Genomic DNA, 19287 nt, shown 5'->3' with positions numbered 1-19287 from the left:
CGCAAAAAGGGGCGGACGCATTTGAGGTCGCAATTTTACACCCCGACATGGACAGGGAATTCGCTGCGGTCAAGGGGGCGAGCCCAAATTTCGCGGCCACTAAACCGTATGCAACCATCAATGGTTGCAATGAATGTTGCAATTATAGATTATTTCACTATGCTTGCGCTTCAAGGGACGCCGCACGAATGCCAATGCATTTTTATGGGAAAAGAGAGCGTAGGACATGAATTCGATCCATCGAAATAGTGGAACCGACGCCGGGAAGACAAAGGAAAACATCGCCTATCTGAGGCAAATGCTGGGAGAGCTGCGGCTCGTCGCCAAAAGCGAGGGGGCTGATCTGCTCTGCTATCTGATCGAAATGGCCTATGTGGAGGCTGGCGACATACAGTCAGGCCGCAGCCGACTCAGCCCGCGTCCCGAGCGGGCGCTCAATAGTCAAGGCTGACCAGGCCACCCTTGTGGCGTACGAGGCGGCCGGCAAGGTCCAGTTCCAGGAGCACAAGATAGACCGCCTGCGGCGAAAGGCCCGTGTGGCGGACAATGTCATCGATCTCTGCCGGCGTCGGGCCGAGAGCATTGACGATCCGAAAGCGGTCGTCATCGTCCGGCGGCTCATAGCTTTCCAATGGCTGCTCGGGATCCGGCTCCCTGGCATCGGCGGCGGAGAAGAGGTCCGTCTCCACAAGTGGCCTCAGTGCCTCGATGACATCTTCCGGCGTCGTGACAATGGTCGCCCCGTCCTTCAGCAACTGGTTCGTCCCGTGGCAGCGCGGATCGAGCGGGGAGCCCGGAACAGCAAAGACGAGCCTGCCGAAATCCGCGGCCCGCGCGGCCGTAATGAGGGAACCCGAACGCGACGCGGCCTCTATCACGACCGTACCGAGAGAGATGCCGGCAATCAGCCGGTTTCTTCTGGGAAAGTCACGCGCCCGGGCTTCCCAGCCGAAGGGCATCTCGCTGACGACCAGCCCGCCGCCGTCGCAGATCGCCTCGTAAAGCGGCAGGTTTTCAGGCGGGTAGGGGCGATCGATGCCGCCGGCCAGCGCGGCAATGGTTCCGGTCGACAGGCTCGCCCGATGCGCGGCCGTATCGATCCCGCGTGCGAGGCCTGAAATCACCGAGAAGCCGGCCCGACCCGCTTCGCTGGCAATCATCGCCGCAAACTTTGCGCCGGCCACGGAGGCGTTGCGCGAACCGACAATGCCGAGCGCGGGTGCATGGAAGGCTGCAAGGTCGCCCTTGACCGCAAGAAGCGGCGGTGCCCCGTCGATCTGGCGCAGTGCCGCCGGATAGTCCGGCTCGCCGATGCCGATGAATTGAGCACCATGCCGGCGGGCGGCTTCAAGCTCAGCAATCGCGTCCTGTTCGCTGGCAACCCGAATGGCGCGCGATGATCCGCCACGCGCGGACAATTCCGGCAGCATGGCAAGTGCCGTTTCCGCTGTCCCGAAATGGTTGATAAGGTCGCGGAAGGTGACGGGGCCGACATTGTCGGAGCGGATGAGCCGAAGCCAGGCGATGCGCTGCTTGTCGGTCAGTCTGATGCCCTTCGCAGCGCGCTCCGCCATATGTCCGTCCCGTTTATCCCTTCTGGCCGATCCTGCTTTCCGTGCCGGCGAGAAGACGCTCGATATTTGCCTTGTGCTTGATCCAGGTAATCACCGTCATCACGGCAAGCGCGACGGCAATCCTGTGATCCCCCGCGAACCACTCTACAACCGGAACCAGCAATGTTGCAACCAATGCGGAAAGTGAGGAGTAGCGGGTGATCTTCGCGCAGCCCAGCCACAGGACGGCGAAGACGATAACCATCAGCGGTGCAAGGCCGAGCAGCACGCCGATATAGGTCGCAACACCCTTGCCGCCCTTGAACTTGAGCCAGACCGGATAGAGATGGCCGATGAAGGCGGCAAAGCCGGCCGCAATGCCGGCCTCAAGCGAGATGAAATGGGCGGCCACGACCGCCGCAACCGTCGCCTTCAGCGCGTCGAGCAGCAACGTCGCGGCGGCCAGCTTCTTGTTGCCGGTGCGCAGCACGTTCGTTGCGCCGATATTGCCGGAGCCGATCTTGCGCACGTCGCCGAGCCCGGCCGCGCGGGTGAGGATCAGGCCGAACGGGATCGAGCCAAGCAGATAGCCGAAAACCACGGAGAGAAGGATGGGAGGTGTGAGCATGTCCACGGCGAGCACCAGTCAATGAAAGAGTTGGGATCGGTCATAGCGCCATCCGCTCCGCACCGAAAGCGGGATGCGGGCGGACAAGCAAAAAAGCGGAGGATTGCTCCCCCGCTTTTCTTGATTTCTTCGATGATCGGAAGATCAGATCGAATAGTACATGTCGAATTCGACCGGATGCGGCGTCATTTCGAAACGCATCACTTCGACCATCTTCAGTTCGATGAAGGCATCGATCTGGTCGTCGTCGAACACGCCGCCGGCGGTCAGGAACTTGCGATCCTTGTCGAGGCTTTCGAGTGCTTCGCGCAGCGAACCGCAAACCGTCGGGATCTTCTTCAGTTCCTTCGGCGGCAGGTCGTAAAGATCCTTGTCCATGGCCTTGCCGGGATGGATCTTGTTCTTGATGCCGTCGAGGCCGGCCATCAGCATGGCAGCAAAGCCGAGATAGGGGTTCTGTGCCGGGTCGGGGAAGCGAACTTCCACGCGCTTGGCCTTCGGCGAGGAGCCGAACGGAATGCGGCAAGACGCCGAACGGTTGCGAGCCGAATAGGCGAGCAGCACCGGCGCTTCATAACCCGGAACGAGACGCTTGTAGGAGTTCGTCGTCGGGTTGGTGAAGGCATTGATCGCCTTGGCATGCTTGATGATGCCGCCGATATAGTAGAGGCACGATTCCGACAGGCCGGCATATTCGTCGCCCGCGAAGGTCGGCTTGCCGTCCTTCCAGATCGACTGGTGAACGTGCATGCCCGAGCCGTTGTCGCCGAAGATCGGCTTCGGCATGAAGGTTGCCGTCTTGCCGTAAGCGTTGGCGACCTGGTGCACGACATACTTGTAGATCTGCATCTTGTCGGCGTTGCGCACCAGCGTGTCGAACTTCACGCCAAGCTCATGCTGGGCGGCAGCGACTTCGTGGTGATGCTTTTCAACGACCACGCCCATTTCGGTCAGGATCGTCAGCATTTCGGAGCGCATGTCCTGCAGGCTGTCGACCGGCGGAACCGGGAAATAGCCGCCCTTGACGCGCGGACGGTGGCCAAGGTTGCCGGTCTCGTAGTCGGTGTCGTCGTTGGACGGCAGTTCCGACGAGTCCAGCTTGAAGCCCGTGTTGTACGGGTCAGCCTTGTACTTCACGTCGTCGAAGACGAAGAATTCAGGCTCAGGACCGACGAAGATCGTGTCGCCGATGCCGGAGGCCTTGAGATAGGCTTCGGCCTTCTTGGCGGTGCCGCGCGGGTCGCGGTTATAGGGCTCGCCGGAAACCGGGTCGAGAATGTCGCAGACGATGGCCATGGTCGACTGCGCGAAGAACGGGTCCACATGAGCCGTTTCCGCATCGGGCATGAGCACCATGTCGGACTCGTTGATGGCCTTCCAGCCGCCGATCGACGAACCGTCGAACATGACGCCGTCGGCAAACATGTCTTCATCGACGCAGGTTACGTCCATGGTCACATGCTGCAGCTTGCCCTTGGGATCCGTGAAGCGGAGGTCAACGAACTTCACGTCGTTGTCCTTGATCTGCTTCAGAATATCTTTCGATTTCGCCATTTGAGTTTATCCCTTTTTGATGACGACAGGTGTTTCCAGTCCCTAATGTCCCGACCCGTTTCCGGGGCAGGGTCAGATGGCGTCGAGGCCCGTCTCACCGGTACGGATACGGATGACTTCCTCGATATTGGACACGAAGATCTTTCCGTCGCCGATACGGCCGGTCTGCGCCGCCTTGCGGATCGTCTCGATGACGGTTTCCGCATTCTCGTCCGCAAGCACCACTTCGACCTTCACCTTGGGGAGGAAGTCGACGACATATTCGGCGCCGCGATAGAGTTCAGTATGGCCCTTCTGACGGCCAAAGCCCTTGGCTTCCGTCACAGTAATACCCTGCAGACCAACTTCCTGCAGCGCTTCCTTCACTTCGTCGAGCTTGAAGGGCTTGATGATCGCTTCGATCTTTTTCATGAGAAAATACTTCTCCGCTTCTCCCGTTGACGTGAGGCGAATATTCGCCCCGCGCCCCAATCAATGCAGATATCGTGCCAATTGCCTGATGTTGCGGCAAAATTCGGTTGATATCCGACTGGTCATAAAGAGTTTTCACCCAAATCGGCTTAAAAGGCCAGTGGCATTCGGAGAATTCTCCGCGAAATTGCGATGCATGGTAGCAGAGCCCTCTGACACAGGTCCGATTGCCGAACGAGACATGCCTGATACATGCGCATTCGTTAATCAAATGCACAAAAAACGCCCAAAAATTGGTCGCGGAAACGCCTTTTCGGGAAACGGGGAACGGGATGACGCAAGAATTTGAACGAATTCTCATCGGTCCGCGTGAAATGGGCGAGGTGGATGCGGACGCAGCGGCGTCCGGCATCGACTCGTTTCGGCTCATGCAGAATGCAGGCGAGGCGGTTGCTGCTCTGGCGCTCGCTCAGTATCCGCAAACCCTCCGTTTCGCGGTCCTGTGCGGTCCCGGCAACAATGGCGGCGATGGCTATGTCGCGGCCGCCGCACTTGCGCGTTCCGGCGCTAACGTCGCTGTCTACGGCCTCGGGGTCGAAGGCCTGAAAGGCGATGCGGCACTTGCCCGGGCGGCATTCGAGGGCGAGGTGAAGCCGCTTTCAGCTTACGCGCCCAGAGCACAAGATGTGATCGTCGACGCGATCTTCGGTGCCGGCCTCAGCCGGGACGTTCCGGACGACGTGGCCAGGGTCATTGCTGAAAGCGCCCGGTTGAGGCTCCCGGTCATCGCCGCCGATGTCCCGTCGGGTCTCGACGGCGAAACGGGCGAGATCCGCGGCGCTTCCTTTGCTGCTCAGCATACCGTCACGTTCATGGCGCGGAAGCCGGGTCATCTTCTTCTGCCGGGACGGGAACTCTGCGGCACCCTTCACGTCTGCCACATTGGCATCCCGATGCGCCTGGTTGCGGCGCGTGCAGGCAGGCTCTGGGAAAACGGCCCGGAACTTTTCTCCGCAGCGCTGGCCGGGCCGACGGCCGACAGCCACAAATATGCCCGTGGCCACGTTGCCGTCTTCTCGGGCGGGCCAACGAGTTCCGGGGCCGCGCGGCTTTCCGCCATGGCGGCCCTCAAGGCAGGCGCCGGTGCGGTGACGCTGGTGTCTCCACCCGATGCGCTTGCCGTCAACGCCGCGCATCTCAACGCAGTCATGCTGCGCGAGGCGGACGGTCGCGCCATCCGCGCCATGCTCAGCGACCATCGCGTCAGCGCTTTCGTGGTCGGTCCCGGCTATGGCGTCAGTGCCTCGCTGCGCGAACTGGCGCTCTCGCTTCTCACAAAGCCGACCGTTCTCGACGCCGACGCGCTGACGGCCTTTGCCAGCGAGCCGAAGTCGCTGTTCGAGGCCATTCGCGCGGAAGGCGCGACCGTCGTCATGACGCCACACGAGGGGGAATTCGGCAGGCTGTTCCCGGATCTTGCCTCTGCCGGCGGCTCGAAGGTCGAGCGGGCGCGCAAGGCCGCCGCACGCTCAGGGGCCGTGATCGTCTACAAGGGCTCGGATACGGTCGTTGCGGCACCCGACGGTCGTGCCGTCATCAACACCAATGCGCCTGCCGATCTGGCGACCGCCGGTTCCGGCGACGTGTTGGCCGGCATCTCGGCCGCCATGCTGGCCCATGGAGCGCCTGCCTTCGAGGCGGCCTGTGCGGCCGTCTGGATCCATGGCCGGGCCGGACAGATTGCGGGCAGGGGGCTGACGGCCGAGACGCTTGTCGAGGTCATCCCGCAGGCGGTCCCGGAGACCGTCTGAGCGGCAGAGACAATCAGGCTGTTTCAGGATCGCGAAGGACGATCGCGCGCGCCGTTTCTCCGGCGGCCAGCGGCGGCGCAAAGGGTTCCCGGATGATGAGGCAGCCGGCCTGCGCCAGCACGTTCATCATCGAGGAATCCTGCTTGTCGAACGGTGTCGCGACAAGCCGCCCCTGTTCGTTGCGGTCGAGCGTGGCGCGCAGGTGGTCGCGCCGCTTGTCGTTTTCGCCGAGCGCCCTGGCCACGATCACATCGGCCTCGCGCTTTGGCGCTGCCAGACCTGCGAGTTTCGCCAGGACCGGCTCCAGGAACAGCAGGCTGCAGACCAGGCTCGAAACCGGATTGCCGGGCAGGCCGATGACGACCATGTCGCCGAGCGAGCCGACCATCAGCGGCTTTCCGGGGCGCATGGCGATCTGCCAGAAATCCAGCTGCATGCCGGCGTCCTTGAGCGCCTTCTGCACGAGGTCATGGTCGCCGACGGAGGCTCCGCCGAGCGTGACGAGAACGTCGAGCCGTGCGGCGCGCGCCGCGGCGATCCGCGCGGCAAGATCTTCCATCGTGTCGCGGGCAATACCGAGATCGGTTATGTCGGCGCCGCAGTCGCGTGCAAGGGCTGCAACCGCAAACGTGTTCGACGCGATGATCTGGCTTGCCGCGCGCGGCTCGCCGGGCCGCACCAGTTCGTCGCCCGTGGCGAGCAGGCCGACCCGGGTGTGCCGCCTGACCGAGAGTTCAGCATGGTCCATCGCCGCAGCGACCATGAGGCGCGATGGCGTCATCACGGCGCCGGTCTTCAGGATCGTTTCACCTTCGCGGAAATCCTGACCCCGCGGCCGGATATGCCGGCGTGGTTCGGGAAAGAAGCTCATCCCGATCGTACCATCCTCATGGCGAATGGCGTCTTCCTGCAGGAGGACCGCATCGGCGCCTTCCGGCACCGGCGCGCCGGTGAAGATGCGCACCGTTTCTCCCGGTCCGACAACACCGTCGAAGGCATGGCCCGCGGCGGATTCGCCGATCAGCGTGAGCCGCACATCGGCACGCGCGTCCGCGGCGCGGATCGCGTAACCGTCCATGGCGGAGGAGTCGAAGGGCGGCTGGGTGAGCCGGGCTGTCAGATCCGAGGCGAGAACGCGGCCGGCGCAGGCGTCAAGCGGCAGCGTTTCGCTCTCGGAAATGGGCTTGGCGAGCGCGAGCAGCCGGGCGAGCGCCGTATCAACCGGCAACAATGTCATCGCCCGCTCCGCCCTCATACGAATAATCGCCGGACTTGCCGCCAGACTTCGCCAGCAGGCGGATGGGGCCGATTTCCATGCCCTTTTCGGCGGCCTTGGCCATGTCATAGATCGTGAGACAGGCGACAGAACACGCTGTCAGCGCTTCCATCTCCACGCCCGTCTTGCCGGTCAGCTTCGCCGTCGTCACGACGCGATAGCCGGGCAGCGTCGGCACTTCCTCGATCTCCACCGTGACCTTTGTCAGCATCAGCGGATGGCACAGGGGAATGAGGTTCGAGGTCTGCTTGGCGGCCATGATGCCGGCGATGCGTGCGGTCGCAAGCACGTCGCCTTTCTTGGCCGAGCCGGAGCGAATGAGCGCCAGCGTCTCCGGCTTCATGCGAATGAAGCCCTCGGCACTCGCCGTCCGCTCTGTCTCAGCCTTGGCACCCACATCGACCATGTGGGCGTCGCCCTTTTCGTTGATATGGGTCAGCCCGTCCGTCATTCGGCTGCAACGCTTGTTGCCTGACCGGTGAGCAGCAGGCGCGTTGCCGCAGCCACGTCCGCCTGCCGCATCAGGCTTTCGCCAACGAGGAAGGTCGAAATGCCGCTCGCCTTCAGGCGCTGGCAGTCGTCGTGGGTGAAAATGCCGCTTTCGCCGACGAGAAGCTTGTCGGCAGGCACCATCTTTGCAAGCCGCTCGCTGACGTTGAGACTGACTTCGAAGGTTCTCAGGTTGCGGTTGTTGATGCCGAGGAGCGGCGAGGTGAGCTTGAGCGCCCGTTCCGTTTCCTCTTCGTCATGCACCTCGACCAGAACATCCATACCGAGCGAAAAGGCTTCGTCTTCGAGCCGGCGGGCTTCGTCGTCGGAGAGGCTCGCCATGATGAGAAGAATGGCATCCGCACCCCAGGCGCGTGCTTCATGGACCTGATAGGTCTCGAACATGAAATCCTTGCGCAGGGCGGGAAGCGAGCAGGCCTTGCGGGCTTCCGTCAGAAATTCCGGTGCACCCTGAAAGCTGGGCGTGTCGGTCAGCACGGACAGGCAGGCTGCGCCGCCGGCTTCATAGGCTGCGGCCAGAGCCGGCGGATCGAAATCGGGACGGATGAGCCCCTTCGAGGGGCTTGCCTTCTTGATCTCGGCGATCAGGCCGAAAACACCTGCGTCCTGTTTCGCCTTCAGAGCTTTTGCAAAACCGCGTGGCGCCGCTTGGTCGGCTGCCCGGGCTTTCAGTTCTGCGAGCGGAACGGCAGCCTTTGCAGCGGCGATTTCCTCGCGCTTGTAGGCTTCGATCTTTTTCAGGATATCAGTCACGGGAGGCTCCTGCCCATTCGCTTATTCGGCGGAATTCGACACGGCAATCAGCGTGTCGAGCGCGCCAGCGGTAGCGCCGCTTTCGAGCGATTCGATGGCGATCGTCATGCCGGTCTTGATGTCTGCGGCAACACCCGCCACCACCAGGGACGCAGCCGCATTGGCGAGCGCAATATCCCGATAGGCGTTCTTCTCGCCATCGAGAACGGCACGCAGAGCCCTCGCATTCTCTTCGCCATCGCCACCGCGAATGTCATCGAGCGTCGCCGTCTCCAGACCGAAATCGGCCGGGGTGAGTTTGAAGGCGCGGATCTTGCCGTCTTCCAGGGCCACGACATCCGTCGTCCCGGTTGTCGTCACTTCGTCAAGCCCGCTGCCATGCACGACCCAGACGCTTTCCGAGCCGAGTTCACGCAGCGTCTCTGCGATAGGATGCAGCCATTGCGGCGAGAAGACGCCGACCAGCTGCCGCTTGACGCCAGCCGGGTTTGCAAGCGGTCCTAGAATGTTGAAGATCGTGCGCGTGCCGAGTTCGGCGCGGGCAGGGCCAACATGGCGCATCGCCGAATGATGGAGCTGCGCAAACATGAAGCCGATGCCGGCCTCGCGAATGCAGGCCGATATTTCCTGCGGCCCGATATCCAGTTTCACGCCAAGCGCCGTCAAGGCATCGGCGGCGCCAGACTTCGAGGAAAGGGCCCGGTTCCCGTGCTTGGCAACGGGCACGCCCGTACCCGCCACGATCAGCGATGCGAGCGTCGAGATGTTGTAGGTCTTCATCCCGTCGCCGCCGGTGCCGACGATATCGACGGCATTGGCCGGGGCATCAACCCGAAGCATCTTCTCGCGCATGACGCCGACGGCGCCGGCAATCTCCGGCACGGTCTCGCCGCGAACGCGAAGCGCCATCAGGAAGCCCCCGATCTGCGCCAGCGTGGCTTCGCCGCTCATGATGATCGAGAAGGCGTCCCGCGCCTCCTCGACATTCAGGCTTTCGCCGGCCGCGACCTTTGCGATGTGCTGCTTCAAGTCAGGCATGAAAACTCCCCCGGCTCGCAAGCCGCCTTATCGCGTGACCGCCTGCTGGGCGAGCGTCTGGTTGATCGAGACGCCGTACTGGCCCTGCAGCTTGGTGACCATTTCGTCGAGCATGTCGTCGCCGGCAGAATTGGCGAGCTGCTCGATCTGGCGGTTGTCGCCAGCGAGCGGATCGACATTCGTGTCCGTGCCGGTTGCCGTGACCTGCAGAATGATCTTCTCGCTCTTGTCCGCCGTCCATGCTGCATCGGCATGACCTTCGGCGCCACCGAATGCTGCGGCAATTGCCTGCGGGCTGAGAACGGCATCCTCGGCGTTGCGCTTGATGCCCGTCTTTTCCTCGACATTCACGCCAAGACCTGCCGCAACCTCGGCAAGCGCCTTGCCGCCCTTGATGTCCTTCAGGATCGCCTCTGCCTTCGCATCGACTTCCTTCTGCGTCTGCTCGGTCGTCCAGTCGGCGAGAACGCGATCGCGAACCTCATCCAGCTTGCGGTCGCGGGCGGCGATGACATCCTTCACGTCGAACCAGACATAGCCGTCCTGGCCGATGCTGATCGGCAACGCGTCGACGCCCTGTTCGGTCTTGAAGACCTCGCCCAGAAGCTTCTGCTGGGCAGGAAGGTCCTTGACGGGCTCGCCCTTCATGTCCTTGCCTGTCGCATCAACGGCCTCGACCGTCATGGAGCTGAGCTTTAGCTGCTTGGCAGCTTCTTCAAGCGACGCGCCCGATGCGCGCAGGTCTTCGTAGCGGTCGCGGACATTCATGATGTCCTGTGCGGCCTGCGCGAGGGCGATTTCGCGACGGATCTTGTCCTTGACCTGATCCAGCGAGCTCTGGCTGTCGGGCTTGATGTTTGTGACGCGCAGGATGACCGGGCCGAACGCGCCCTCGACAACACCGCTGACGCCGCCATCGGCGGGAATGGCAAAGGCTGCTTCGGCGATCTTCGGATCCGGAACCTTGGACTTCTCGAAATTGCCGAGCATGACGTCAGCAGGCTTACGGCCGGTCTCCTCGATGAACTTGTCGAAAGTGATCTCGCCCGATTTCAGACGCTGGTCCGCCTTGTCGGCGGCGGCCTTGTCCGGGAAGGGGAGCAGTTCGATCGACCGCGAGCCCGGCGTCAGGTAGCGGCTCTTGTTCTTCTCGTAGTCCGCCTTGATGTCGGCATCCGAGATCGCAGCCGCGTCCTGAATGTCGGCGGGCTCGAGCTTCATGTAGGTGAACTTGCGGTATTCGGGCGCGCGATAGGCCGCCTTGTGCTCGTCATACCACTTGGAGAGCACGTCATCTGCCGGCGGCTTGACGGCTTCGACATTCGACGAGGACAGAAGTACATACTTGATGTCACGCGTCTGCGAACGATACTGCGCCATTGCGTCCGTCAGCGTCTTGGGTGCCTTGAAGCCATCGGCAATGGCGTCGACGAGCTGGCTGCGGATCGCAACCTTCGTCTGGCTCTGGATATAGTCCGCTTCGGTGAAGCCTGCATTGCGCAGCGTTGCGGCAAAGACCTGGCGGTCGAACTTGCCGTTGGCAGCACGGAAAGCCGGCTCCTTGGCGATTTCTTCGGCGAGACGCGCCTCGGAAAGACCGAGCTTCATCTTGATGGAAAGCTGATCGAGTGCAGCACCGGCAGCGAGCTGCCCGAAGACCTGCTGTTCGATGCCGAACGCACGCGCCTGCTCGGGCGTGATCCGCTGGCCGATCTGGCGCGAGATGCCGGAGATCTGCCGTTCATAGGCCAGACGATATTCATGCATCCCGACCTTCTGGTCGCCCACCGTAATGACGGCGTCCGGCGTGCTGGCGACGAGCGAACGGGAAACACCCCACACGCCGAACGAGCCGACCAGTAGCACGAAGAAGATTTTGGCGACCCAGGTTTGCGCGCCGCGCCTCAGGAGATCGAGCATTGACGAAGGTGTCCTCGCATTGATCCGGGCCGACTGACCCGACATGAACGGTTTTTTGCGTGTTCCATAAAAGAAAAGCAAGGCAACGTGAAGCCTTTAAAGCGTGTCAGGGAAAAGTGCGCGGTAGTTTTGCGATAAGGTCGGGGTCAAAACCGGGAGCAGAAGCATGATCTCAAGGAGAACATCTCCTGGCATGGTTCCAAAGAAAACCGGTCGCTCCCGGCTGAAACCGGTGCGGACCAGTATGTTCAGGCGATGCGCTTGCTGGAGCCGAGCTTGATGACATCCTTGCCGATCAGCTCGCGCTGGGCAAGCCAGAGCGCGGCGTCGGACGGGGTCAATGCCTTGGAGAACAGGAAGCCCTGGGCCTGATCACAGCCGAGCTCGATGAGCTTTTCCGCTTCTTCGCGGGTTTCCACGCCTTCCACGAGAATCGCAAGGTCGAGCGCATTGCCGAGGGTGAGGAGGGCGGTCACCAGCGCCTGATTGTGCTTGTTGTGCGCAATGCCGGTGATGAAGTTGCGGTCGATCTTCAGGCGGTCGATCCGCATGTCGATGAGATAGGAGAGCGACGAGTGCCCCATGCCGAAGTCGTCCACCGCGATCTTGAAGCCTGCCTTCTTGAGGCGGACGAGCTGGTGGTTTGAGCTCTTGGTGTCGAACAGCGTCTCTTCCGTGATTTCGATCTCGATCCGGTCGGGATCGATATTGTATTCGGCTGCGACCTCGATGAACATGTCGGCAGGCGAGACGTTGGCGAATTCGCGCGGCGAAATGTTGACGGCAACCGGGATGTCGAGGCGCCCGGCATCACCGATGGCGCGCAGGAATTCGCAGGCCTTCGTCAGCATGAAGCGCGTCACATGGTGGCCCATATGCGCATTGGCCGCGACTTCCCCGATTTCCTGCGGATTGACGTGGCCGAGAACCGGATCGTACCAGCGCATCAGGGTCTCGAAACCGATGACGTCGCCATTGATCAGCGAGACCTGCGGCTGGAAGACGGCGCGCACGTCGCCATTGGCAATCGCCGCCGGCAGTGTTGCCTCGATGAGGCGCTGCCGGTTCAGGCGTTCGCGCAGCGTGCTGTTGAAGACCGAAACGAGACGTCGGCCACGCTCCTTGGCGTCGTAGAGCGCCATGTCCGCGGCAGCAAAGAGACCGTCGGGTTCGCGTGCATGTTCCGGTGCAAAGGAGACGCCGGCGCTGGCACCGCTTCGCGTCTGCAGACCGCCCTCGATGATCGGATCGCGAAAGCCTTCGACGACCCGGGTCGCGAAGATGCGCGAGCGCTCGGTTGCTCCGGTACCGGAAATGACGGCCGCGAACTCGTCGCCGCCCAGGCGCGCAAGAAGATCCTCGGGGCCGGAGAGGGTTCTCAGCTTGCGCGTGAAGGCCAGAAGCAGCTTGTCGCCGGCACGGTGACCATAGGTGTCGTTGACGGCCTTGAAGCGGTCGAGGTCGAAGAGCACGAGGGCGAGTTCGTCCGTGCCGCTCAGTTCGGAAAGCCGGGCATTTAGGGCTTCATTGAAAGAGGCGCGATTGGATAGTCCGGTGAGGGCGTCCTGCCGGGCGAGCACTTCGAGTTGCTTGTTCGAATCCACGATATGCGCGTTGGCATTGTAGAGCGATTTCGCCAGAGCTCGCGCTTCGAGTGCGCTGCGCGTGCGGGCAAGAAACTGTCGTTCGGCCTCGAACGTGTTACGGACGATGATGACCGTCAGGACCACCGCGTTCGCACCGATGAGGAAGCCCGTCGACGTTCCCGAAAACAGCATGATCGTGTCGAGCGCAAACAGCGGTGGCGTCAGGAATGCAAGTGCTGCAATCGCGTAGGCGGCATCCTGGATCAGCGTGCCAGCCGTGATCCCGGTGATGATGAAGATGACATAGCTGTCGTGGCTGTCGGCGATATTGGACAGCGCAATCGGAACGATCGACCAGCAGATGCCGCTCATCAGCGCGCCAAGCGCCAGGAAGTTCAGGACCAGCTGGGGATTTCGCTTCAGCGTTTCGCGCCGGCGAATGCCGATGACATAGGCGAAGCGCACCGCATTGATCACCAGCACGGCCACGAGCCAGTAAAGCACCGGCCGGCTGGGCCTGTCGATCACGAGAAGGGCGGCCAGCGAAATGGCGATGAAGCTGTTCATGGCAAGCGACAGAAACAAGCCGGACAAGGCCGACTTCGCCTGCGCCACCTTCATCGCTTTTTCAAATCTGCTCGCGTCCGACAATAAACCGCCCGCCGTTCATCAATGGCTATTAAACATAGTGAGTCAGTAATAAGAATGGATTAATAGAGTGTGTGCCCAGATTGTGCAAAGGGTGATTGTTCGCCCGTTGGGAACGATCTGTACCGGCCCGGGGTTTACAGCCTTGCGTCCGGTATGCCAAAAGCCGGCCATCCCGATCCCCAGACATCAATAAGGATAAAGTCGTGAAACCGGAAGAAATCCGCAAGCTCGAGGCCTATCTGAAGCGCAATCTCAATCCGGCCCTCGTCGTGAAGGCGCGCCCGCGCAAGGACGATTCCGCCGAAGTCTATCTCGAGGACGAGTTTCTCGGCGTGATCTACAAGGACGAGGAAGAGGGCGAACTGTCCTATAATTTCTCGATGGCCATTCTCGATATCGATCTCTGAGACCCTGCCGAAGCCTCCTGTGGCGCGTTCGTTCTGTTCGCGCCGCAGCAATTGCCAAAAGCGAATAAATTCATAAATTTGATATATTTATCCTCGCGCGTCCTCTTTGTGCGGGAGCTCTCTTGGGTTGACTTTTTTGTGCGCTGCATATAAAGATGCGGCCTCTTCTCGAACTCAAGGGTGAAGCAATGTTCAATTTTGATGAAGCCAGCCACAAGAGCAAGGAAGCCATGGACACGATGCTGAAGAACTATTCGGCCGTCACCAAGGGTTTCCAGGCGATTGCGACTGAAGCGGCGGATTTCTCCAAGAAGTCCTTCGAGGACAGCGTGGCTCACGTTGAAAAGCTTGCAGGCGTGAAGAGCATCGAAGCCGCCGTCGAGCTGCAGACCTCCTTCGTCAAGGCTTCCTTCGACAAGATGGTCGCCGAAGCCACGAAGATCGGCGAACTCTACGCTGAAGTCGCAAAGACCGCCTATGCTCCGTACCAGAGCGCCCTGAACAAGGCGAACGTCCAGGCTCCGCAGTTCAACGAAGCTGCCTGATACCCGACGCCTCACAGGCGTCTTGAAAGAGTTTTGGAAACCGGCTCCCTTGTGGGCCGGTTTTTGTTTTTTCGGCCAGGATAGCGCGTTCTGTTTCGCGCAATCGGCGTCTCTCTCACGAAGAAATGTAGGGGCTTGCCCGCCTCGGCCATCATTTCCCGTTGCGGACCGGCCGGAAGGCCTTAAAATAGCACGACGGCGCACTTAGATAGGAACTTGGCCTCCCCGGCCGGGCGCGTGTACACAGCCGGCCGAAAGAATGGAAATGCCGAAGGAGTTTATCTGGAAATGATCGTCATGCCGGTCCAAATGCAGGCTGAAAATGATGATGACAACAGGACGGGCAGCAATCGCGGCACCGCCGTGATCACACGAACCAAGCCGAAGACAAAGCGCCCCAGCCTCTATCGCGTCCTGCTTCTCAACGACGATTATACCCCGATGGAATTTGTGATCCACATTCTGGAGCGTTTCTTCCAGAAGGATCGGGAGGCCGCGACCCGCATCATGCTGCATGTCCATAACCATGGCGTCGGCGAGTGCGGAATTTTCACCTACGAGGTGGCGGAGACAAAGGTGACGCAGGTGATGGATTTCGCCCGGCAACACCAGCATCCGCTGCAATGTGTCATGGAAAAGAAGTGAGGGAAAATCGTGCCGACATTTTCGCCAAGTCTGGAAAAAGCGCTCCATCAGGCCCTCACGTTTGCCAACGAGCGCCATCATGAATATGCAACGCTGGAGCATCTGCTTCTCGCGCTGATCGAGGATACGGATGCCGCCGCCGTCATGGGCGCTTGCAATGTCGATCTCGACGCGCTGCGCAAGACCGTCATCGACTATATCGATACCGAACTCGGCAGCCTGGTCACCGGCTACGAGGAGGATTCCAAGCCGACCTCGGGTTTCCAGCGTGTCATTCAGCGCGCAGTCATCCACGTCCAGTCCTCGGGTCGCGAGGAAGTGACGGGGGCAAACGTGCTTGTCGCCATTTTCGCCGAGCGCGAAAGCCACGCCGCCTTCTTCCTGCAGGAGCAGGAAATGACCCGCTACGACGCGGTCAACTATATCTCGCACGGCATCGGCAAGCGTCCGGGCTCAAGCGAAGTCCGCGCCCCGCGTGGCGTGACCGAGGAAACCGAGAACGGCCCGACTGCCCAGCGCGGCAGCAACGAGCATGAGGAAGGCGAGGGCAAGAAGAAGCAGGATGCCCTGAAGGCCTATTGCGTCAACCTCAACGAGAAGGCCAAGGTCGGCAAGATCGACCCGCTGATCGGCCGTCACGACGAGGTCAACCGCACGATCCAGATTCTCTGCCGCCGTTCCAAGAACAACCCGCTTTATGTGGGCGATCCGGGCGTGGGCAAGACGGCGATCGCGGAAGGTCTCGCCAAGCGCATCGTAGAGAAGAAGGTTCCGGAAGCGCTTGAAAACGCGACGATCTTCTCGCTCGACATGGGTACGCTTCTCGCCGGCACCCGCTATCGCGGCGATTTCGAAGAGCGCCTGAAGCAGGTCGTCAAGGAGCTGGAAGACTATCCCGGCGCTATCCTCTTCATCGATGAAATCCACACCGTGATCGGGGCGGGAGCCACGTCCGGCGGCGCGATGGATGCATCGAACCTCCTGAAGCCGGCGCTCTCCTCCGGCGCGATCCGCTGCATCGGCTCGACCACCTACAAGGAATATCGCCAGTTCTTCGAAAAGGACCGCGCGCTCGTCCGTCGCTTCCAGAAAATCGACGTCAACGAGCCGTCCATCGATGATGCCATCGACATCATGAAGGGCCTCAAGCCCTATTTCGAAGATTACCACAAGCTGAAATACACGAACGACGCCATCAAGGCGGCGGTCGAGCTTTCGGCCCGCTACATCTCCGACCGCAAGTTGCCGGACAAGGCGATCGACGTGATCGATGAGGCCGGTGCCGCACAGATGCTGCTGCCTGCCTCGCGTCGCCGCAAGACGATCACAGACAAGGAGATCGAGGCAACGATCGCCACCATGGCCCGCATCCCGCCCAAGACCGTGTCGAAGGACGACGAGATGGTTCTCGCCAATCTCGACAAGGAACTGCGCTCGGTCGTCTACGGTCAGGACAATGCCATCGACGCGCTGTCGTCGGCGATCAAGCTGGCGCGTGCCGGCCTGCGCGAGCCGAACAAGCCGATCGGCTGCTATGTCTTTGCGGGTCCCACGGGCGTCGGCAAGACGGAAGTTGCCAAGCAGCTGGCCTCGTCGCTCGGCGTCGAACTGCTGCGCTTCGACATGTCGGAATATATGGAACGGCATACCGTGTCGCGCCTGCTTGGCGCACCTCCCGGCTATGTCGGCTTCGACCAGGGCGGTCTGCTGACCGATGGCGTCGACCAGCATCCGCATTGCGTGCTGCTGCTTGACGAAATCGAGAAGGCGCATCCGGATATCTTCAACATTCTGCTACAGGTCATGGACCACGGTTCGCTGACCGACCACAACGGCAAGAAGATCGACTTCCGCAATGTCATCCTGATCATGACGACCAATGCGGGCGCGGCTGAAATGGCAAAGTCGGCCATCGGCTTCGGATCTTCGAAGCGGACGGACGAGGATGTCGAGGCGATGAACCGCCTGTTCACGCCGGAATTCCGCAACCGTCTCGACGCGACGATCCAGTTCGCGCCGCTGCCGCCGCAGGTCATCCATCAGGTGGTCCAGAAGTTCGTGATGCAGCTCGAGGCGCAGCTCTCGGAACGCAACGTGACCTTCGAACTCACCGACGAAGCGACCGACTGGCTGGCCAAGAAGGGCTACGACGACAAGATGGGTGCCCGCCCGCTGTCGCGCGTCATCCAGGAAAACATCAAGAAGAAGCTCGCCGATGAAATCCTCTTCGGCAGGCTCAAGAAGGGCGGCGTGGTCCGCGTTTCCGTCGATGGGGACGAGCTGAAGCTCGACTTCATCCCGGAAGGCGCCAAGATCGAGCCGAAGCCGGAAGCCGAGGAAGAGGCTGCCGCCAAGGCCGCCATCAAGTCCCCGGCCAAGCCCAAGGCCTCGCGTGCGAAGAAGAACGCGCCCGTCTGATCTGATATGCGACGCGGCCTCCATGGCCGCGTCGTTCCCGCCTTGCCATCCCCGGATTTCCTGACATGAGTGAACGATGACGGACATGCTCCCCGAGCAGTCCCGCCGCTACTGGTTTGTCCAGGGCATGAAGGGGCTCTTTTCGCTTCCCGGCTTCATCCTCATGTCGGCCTTTGTCGGCTTCACCGCGCTGGCGTTTCAATCGGGCCTGACGCGTGGGGAGGCGGCGTTTCTCACCTTCTTCGTCTGGGCGCTGCCCTCGCAGATGATCGTCGTCGGCGCGATTTCGTCCGGCATGGGCGTGCTTGCGGCCTTTCTGGCCGTCAGCCTCGCCTCGATCCGCATGACGCCGATGGTGGCCGCACTGGTTCCGGAAATCCGTGAGAAGAAGACCTCCTCGGCGCTCCTCATCTTTCTCTCGCATTTTGTTGCGATCACCGCCTGGGTCTATACGCTGAAAAAGGTGCAGGACATTCCGCGTGAAGGAAGGCTGGCCTTCTTCGCCGGTCTCGGCATCACGCTGACGCTCGTCAACACGGCCATCGTCTTCGGCCTTTATGGCGTTGTCTCGCAGCTGCCGCCGATTGCCGCCGGCACGCTCTATTTCCTGACGCCGATGTATTTCGTCATGTCGATCTGGGAATCGGCCCGTCAGCCTGTGATCTATTGGGCGCTGGCGCTCGGCGTGATCATCGCGCCGGCGTCGCACTATGTCGCGCCGCAGATCGACATGCTGGTCACAGGCCTTGTTGCCGGCACGTTCGCCTATGTCATCGACCGCTCCAGACGGAGGCGCGCGTCATGACCGCACAGGACATCGGCGTCTTCGTTTTCATCCTGATTGCCGGTACGCTCGGCACCGATATCTGGCGCTGGCTCGGTGTCTTCGGAGGCAAGCAGCTTTCCGAGGAGAGCGAGGCGCTGGTCTGGGTCCGCTCCGTCGCGACGGCACTGGTCGCCGGCGTCATCGCCAGCCAGGTTCTCTATCCCGGCGGCGTTCTGGCCGGCACGCCGGTAACGCTACGCATCGGGGCGGCTGCCGCCGGCTTCGCCGTCTTCCTTTTGCTCAAGAAGAACATGCTCGCCGGCATTGCCGTTGCGCTGGCTGTATTGGCCATCGGCCTTCATCTTCTGGGGATCTGAAAGCGGCTCAGAGCGCCGCCTTCAGCTTTTCGGCATTCGCCTTCAGGATCTCCATATCCTCCATCTTGCCGCTATGCGGCTTCATCGCCATGCCTTCGAAGCGCGGGATGATGTGGAAATGCAGATGGTAGACGGTCTGGCCCGAAGCCGGCTCATTGAACTGCACGATCTGGATACCGTCGGCGGCAAAGGCCTTCTTGGCGGCCACGGCAATCTTCTGCACGACCGGGATCGTCTTCGACAGCACAGCCGGATCGGCATCGAGCAGGTTGCGCGACGGTGCCTTCGGGATGACCAGCGTGTGGCCGGGCGATTGCGGCATCACGTCCATGAAGGCGAGCGTGTCGGCATCCTCATAGACCTTGAAGGCCGGAATTTCGCCGCGCAGGATCTTGGCGAAGATGTTGTTGTCGTCATAGGTCGCGGACATGTCATGTC

The 19287-nt window shown here is 61.4% G+C and carries 19 protein-coding genes; 8 read left to right on the top strand and 11 right to left on the bottom strand.

What is annotated here, in order from left to right; genetic code table 11:
• Positions 1–226: 226 nt before the first annotated feature.
• Positions 227–451 carry a hypothetical protein gene (locus LQK84_RS00780; RefSeq protein WP_230826702.1) on the top strand — a complete coding sequence of 75 codons (225 nt, stop codon included), beginning with the start codon at positions 227–229 and terminating at the stop codon, positions 449–451.
• Here LQK84_RS00780 and dprA read toward each other — a convergent pair.
• The 4 genes from dprA to LQK84_RS00760 form a co-directional block, all read right to left on the bottom strand.
• On the bottom strand, positions 435–1574 hold the full coding sequence (gene dprA, locus LQK84_RS00775) for a DNA-processing protein DprA (protein WP_230826701.1): 1140 nt from the start codon (positions 1572–1574) through the stop codon (positions 435–437). The two genes, LQK84_RS00780 and dprA, sit on opposite strands and share 17 nt — an antisense overlap.
• A 13-nt stretch (positions 1575–1587) precedes the next feature.
• The gene (gene plsY / locus LQK84_RS00770) at positions 1588–2181 is read right to left on the bottom strand and encodes a glycerol-3-phosphate 1-O-acyltransferase PlsY (RefSeq protein ID WP_230826700.1); all 594 of its coding nucleotides are present in this window, start codon (positions 2179–2181) and stop codon (positions 1588–1590) included.
• A 144-nt stretch (positions 2182–2325) separates the two neighbouring features.
• On the bottom strand, positions 2326–3735 hold the full coding sequence (gene glnA, locus LQK84_RS00765; protein WP_230826699.1) for a type I glutamate--ammonia ligase: 1410 nt from the start codon (positions 3733–3735) through the stop codon (positions 2326–2328).
• A 72-nt stretch (positions 3736–3807) separates the two neighbouring features.
• Entirely contained in the window at positions 3808–4146 is a 339-nt protein-coding gene (locus tag LQK84_RS00760; RefSeq protein ID WP_112627428.1) for a P-II family nitrogen regulator, read from the bottom strand.
• A 332-nt stretch (positions 4147–4478) separates the two neighbouring features.
• On the opposite strand from LQK84_RS00760, the gene LQK84_RS00755 reads away from it, so the two are divergent.
• The gene (locus tag LQK84_RS00755) at positions 4479–5957 is read left to right on the top strand and encodes an NAD(P)H-hydrate dehydratase (protein WP_230826698.1); all 1479 of its coding nucleotides are present in this window, start codon (positions 4479–4481) and stop codon (positions 5955–5957) included.
• A 13-nt stretch (positions 5958–5970) separates the two neighbouring features.
• Here LQK84_RS00755 and LQK84_RS00750 read toward each other — a convergent pair whose 3' ends face one another.
• The 6 genes from LQK84_RS00750 to LQK84_RS00725 all read right to left on the bottom strand — a co-directional run bounded on the left by LQK84_RS00750 (position 5971) and on the right by LQK84_RS00725 (position 13634).
• The gene (locus LQK84_RS00750) at positions 5971–7194 is read right to left on the bottom strand and encodes a molybdopterin molybdotransferase MoeA (protein ID WP_230826697.1); all 1224 of its coding nucleotides are present in this window, start codon (positions 7192–7194) and stop codon (positions 5971–5973) included.
• On the bottom strand, positions 7175–7684 hold the full coding sequence (gene moaC / locus LQK84_RS00745) for a cyclic pyranopterin monophosphate synthase MoaC (RefSeq protein WP_230826696.1): 510 nt from the start codon (positions 7682–7684) through the stop codon (positions 7175–7177). The genes LQK84_RS00750 and moaC overlap by 20 nt, the downstream gene beginning before the upstream one ends.
• Positions 7681–8496 carry an indole-3-glycerol phosphate synthase TrpC gene (gene trpC / locus LQK84_RS00740; RefSeq protein WP_230826695.1) on the bottom strand — a complete coding sequence of 272 codons (816 nt, stop codon included), beginning with the start codon at positions 8494–8496 and terminating at the stop codon, positions 7681–7683. The genes moaC and trpC overlap by 4 nt, the downstream gene beginning before the upstream one ends.
• Positions 8497–8517: 21 nt before the next feature.
• On the bottom strand, positions 8518–9534 hold the full coding sequence (gene trpD, locus LQK84_RS00735) for an anthranilate phosphoribosyltransferase (protein ID WP_230826694.1): 1017 nt from the start codon (positions 9532–9534) through the stop codon (positions 8518–8520).
• A gap of 27 nt (positions 9535–9561) precedes the next feature.
• Positions 9562–11454 carry a SurA N-terminal domain-containing protein gene (locus LQK84_RS00730; protein WP_230826693.1) on the bottom strand — a complete coding sequence of 631 codons (1893 nt, stop codon included), beginning with the start codon at positions 11452–11454 and terminating at the stop codon, positions 9562–9564.
• A gap of 248 nt (positions 11455–11702) precedes the next feature.
• Complete coding sequence (locus LQK84_RS00725) at positions 11703–13634, bottom strand: putative bifunctional diguanylate cyclase/phosphodiesterase (RefSeq protein ID WP_230826692.1); 1932 nt, start codon at positions 13632–13634, stop codon at positions 11703–11705.
• A 260-nt stretch (positions 13635–13894) separates the two neighbouring features.
• On the opposite strand from LQK84_RS00725, the gene LQK84_RS00720 reads away from it, so the two are divergent.
• The 6 genes from LQK84_RS00720 (at position 13895) to LQK84_RS00695 (ending at position 18849) form a co-directional block, all read left to right on the top strand.
• A complete protein-coding gene (locus LQK84_RS00720; RefSeq protein ID WP_109857746.1) occupies positions 13895–14098 on the top strand; it encodes a DUF3126 family protein in 204 nt (67 codons plus the stop codon).
• Positions 14099–14286: 188 nt separating this feature from the next.
• Positions 14287–14643, top strand: a complete 357-nt coding sequence (locus tag LQK84_RS00715; protein WP_230826691.1) for a phasin family protein — start codon at positions 14287–14289, stop codon at positions 14641–14643.
• 288 nt (positions 14644–14931) lie between these two features.
• Positions 14932–15288: an ATP-dependent Clp protease adapter ClpS gene (gene clpS, locus LQK84_RS00710; RefSeq protein WP_230827262.1), complete on the top strand. Its 357-nt coding sequence runs from the start codon at positions 14932–14934 to the stop codon at positions 15286–15288.
• A gap of 9 nt (positions 15289–15297) precedes the next feature.
• Positions 15298–17706, top strand: coding sequence for an ATP-dependent Clp protease ATP-binding subunit ClpA (clpA, locus tag LQK84_RS00705; protein WP_230826690.1), 2409 nt, complete (start codon positions 15298–15300; stop codon positions 17704–17706).
• 76 nt (positions 17707–17782) lie between these two features.
• A complete protein-coding gene (locus LQK84_RS00700) occupies positions 17783–18511 on the top strand; it encodes an AzlC family ABC transporter permease (protein ID WP_230826689.1) in 729 nt (242 codons plus the stop codon).
• The gene (locus LQK84_RS00695; RefSeq protein WP_230826688.1) at positions 18508–18849 is read left to right on the top strand and encodes an AzlD domain-containing protein; all 342 of its coding nucleotides are present in this window, start codon (positions 18508–18510) and stop codon (positions 18847–18849) included. The genes LQK84_RS00700 and LQK84_RS00695 overlap by 4 nt, the downstream gene beginning before the upstream one ends.
• Before the next feature lie 7 nt (positions 18850–18856).
• Here LQK84_RS00695 and LQK84_RS00690 read toward each other — a convergent pair whose 3' ends face one another.
• The gene (locus LQK84_RS00690; RefSeq protein ID WP_230826687.1) at positions 18857–19279 is read right to left on the bottom strand and encodes an HIT family protein; all 423 of its coding nucleotides are present in this window, start codon (positions 19277–19279) and stop codon (positions 18857–18859) included.
• Positions 19280–19287 lie beyond the last annotated feature (8 nt).

Origin of the sequence: Rhizobium sp. C4 (assembly GCF_021026315.1) — a bacterium.
In the GTDB taxonomy this organism is placed as follows: Bacteria; Pseudomonadota; Alphaproteobacteria; order Rhizobiales; family Rhizobiaceae; genus Ensifer_A.
The sequence above is the reverse complement of the archived record's forward strand: the minus strand, read 5'-3'. Positions and strand labels throughout refer to the sequence as shown.

Coding starts and splice junctions, on each gene's coding strand:
- LQK84_RS00730 (WP_230826693.1), bottom strand. CDS start 11,454: ATGCTCGATCTCCTGAGGCGCGGCGCGCAAACCTGGGTCGCCAAAATC.
- plsY (WP_230826700.1), bottom strand. CDS start 2,181: ATGCTCACACCTCCCATCCTTCTCTCCGTGGTTTTCGGCTATCTGCTT.
- LQK84_RS00755 (WP_230826698.1), top strand. CDS start 4,479: ATGACGCAAGAATTTGAACGAATTCTCATCGGTCCGCGTGAAATGGGC.
- LQK84_RS00760 (WP_112627428.1), bottom strand. CDS start 4,146: ATGAAAAAGATCGAAGCGATCATCAAGCCCTTCAAGCTCGACGAAGTG.
- LQK84_RS00695 (WP_230826688.1), top strand. CDS start 18,508: ATGACCGCACAGGACATCGGCGTCTTCGTTTTCATCCTGATTGCCGGT.
- clpS (WP_230827262.1), top strand. CDS start 14,932: ATGATCGTCATGCCGGTCCAAATGCAGGCTGAAAATGATGATGACAAC.
- LQK84_RS00715 (WP_230826691.1), top strand. CDS start 14,287: ATGTTCAATTTTGATGAAGCCAGCCACAAGAGCAAGGAAGCCATGGAC.
- dprA (WP_230826701.1), bottom strand. CDS start 1,574: ATGGCGGAGCGCGCTGCGAAGGGCATCAGACTGACCGACAAGCAGCGC.
- moaC (WP_230826696.1), bottom strand. CDS start 7,684: ATGACGGACGGGCTGACCCATATCAACGAAAAGGGCGACGCCCACATG.
- LQK84_RS00700 (WP_230826689.1), top strand. CDS start 17,783: ATGACGGACATGCTCCCCGAGCAGTCCCGCCGCTACTGGTTTGTCCAG.
- LQK84_RS00690 (WP_230826687.1), bottom strand. CDS start 19,279: ATGTCCGCGACCTATGACGACAACAACATCTTCGCCAAGATCCTGCGC.
- LQK84_RS00750 (WP_230826697.1), bottom strand. CDS start 7,194: ATGACATTGTTGCCGGTTGATACGGCGCTCGCCCGGCTGCTCGCGCTC.
- trpD (WP_230826694.1), bottom strand. CDS start 9,534: ATGCCTGACTTGAAGCAGCACATCGCAAAGGTCGCGGCCGGCGAAAGC.
- glnA (WP_230826699.1), bottom strand. CDS start 3,735: ATGGCGAAATCGAAAGATATTCTGAAGCAGATCAAGGACAACGACGTG.
- LQK84_RS00780 (WP_230826702.1), top strand. CDS start 227: ATGAATTCGATCCATCGAAATAGTGGAACCGACGCCGGGAAGACAAAG.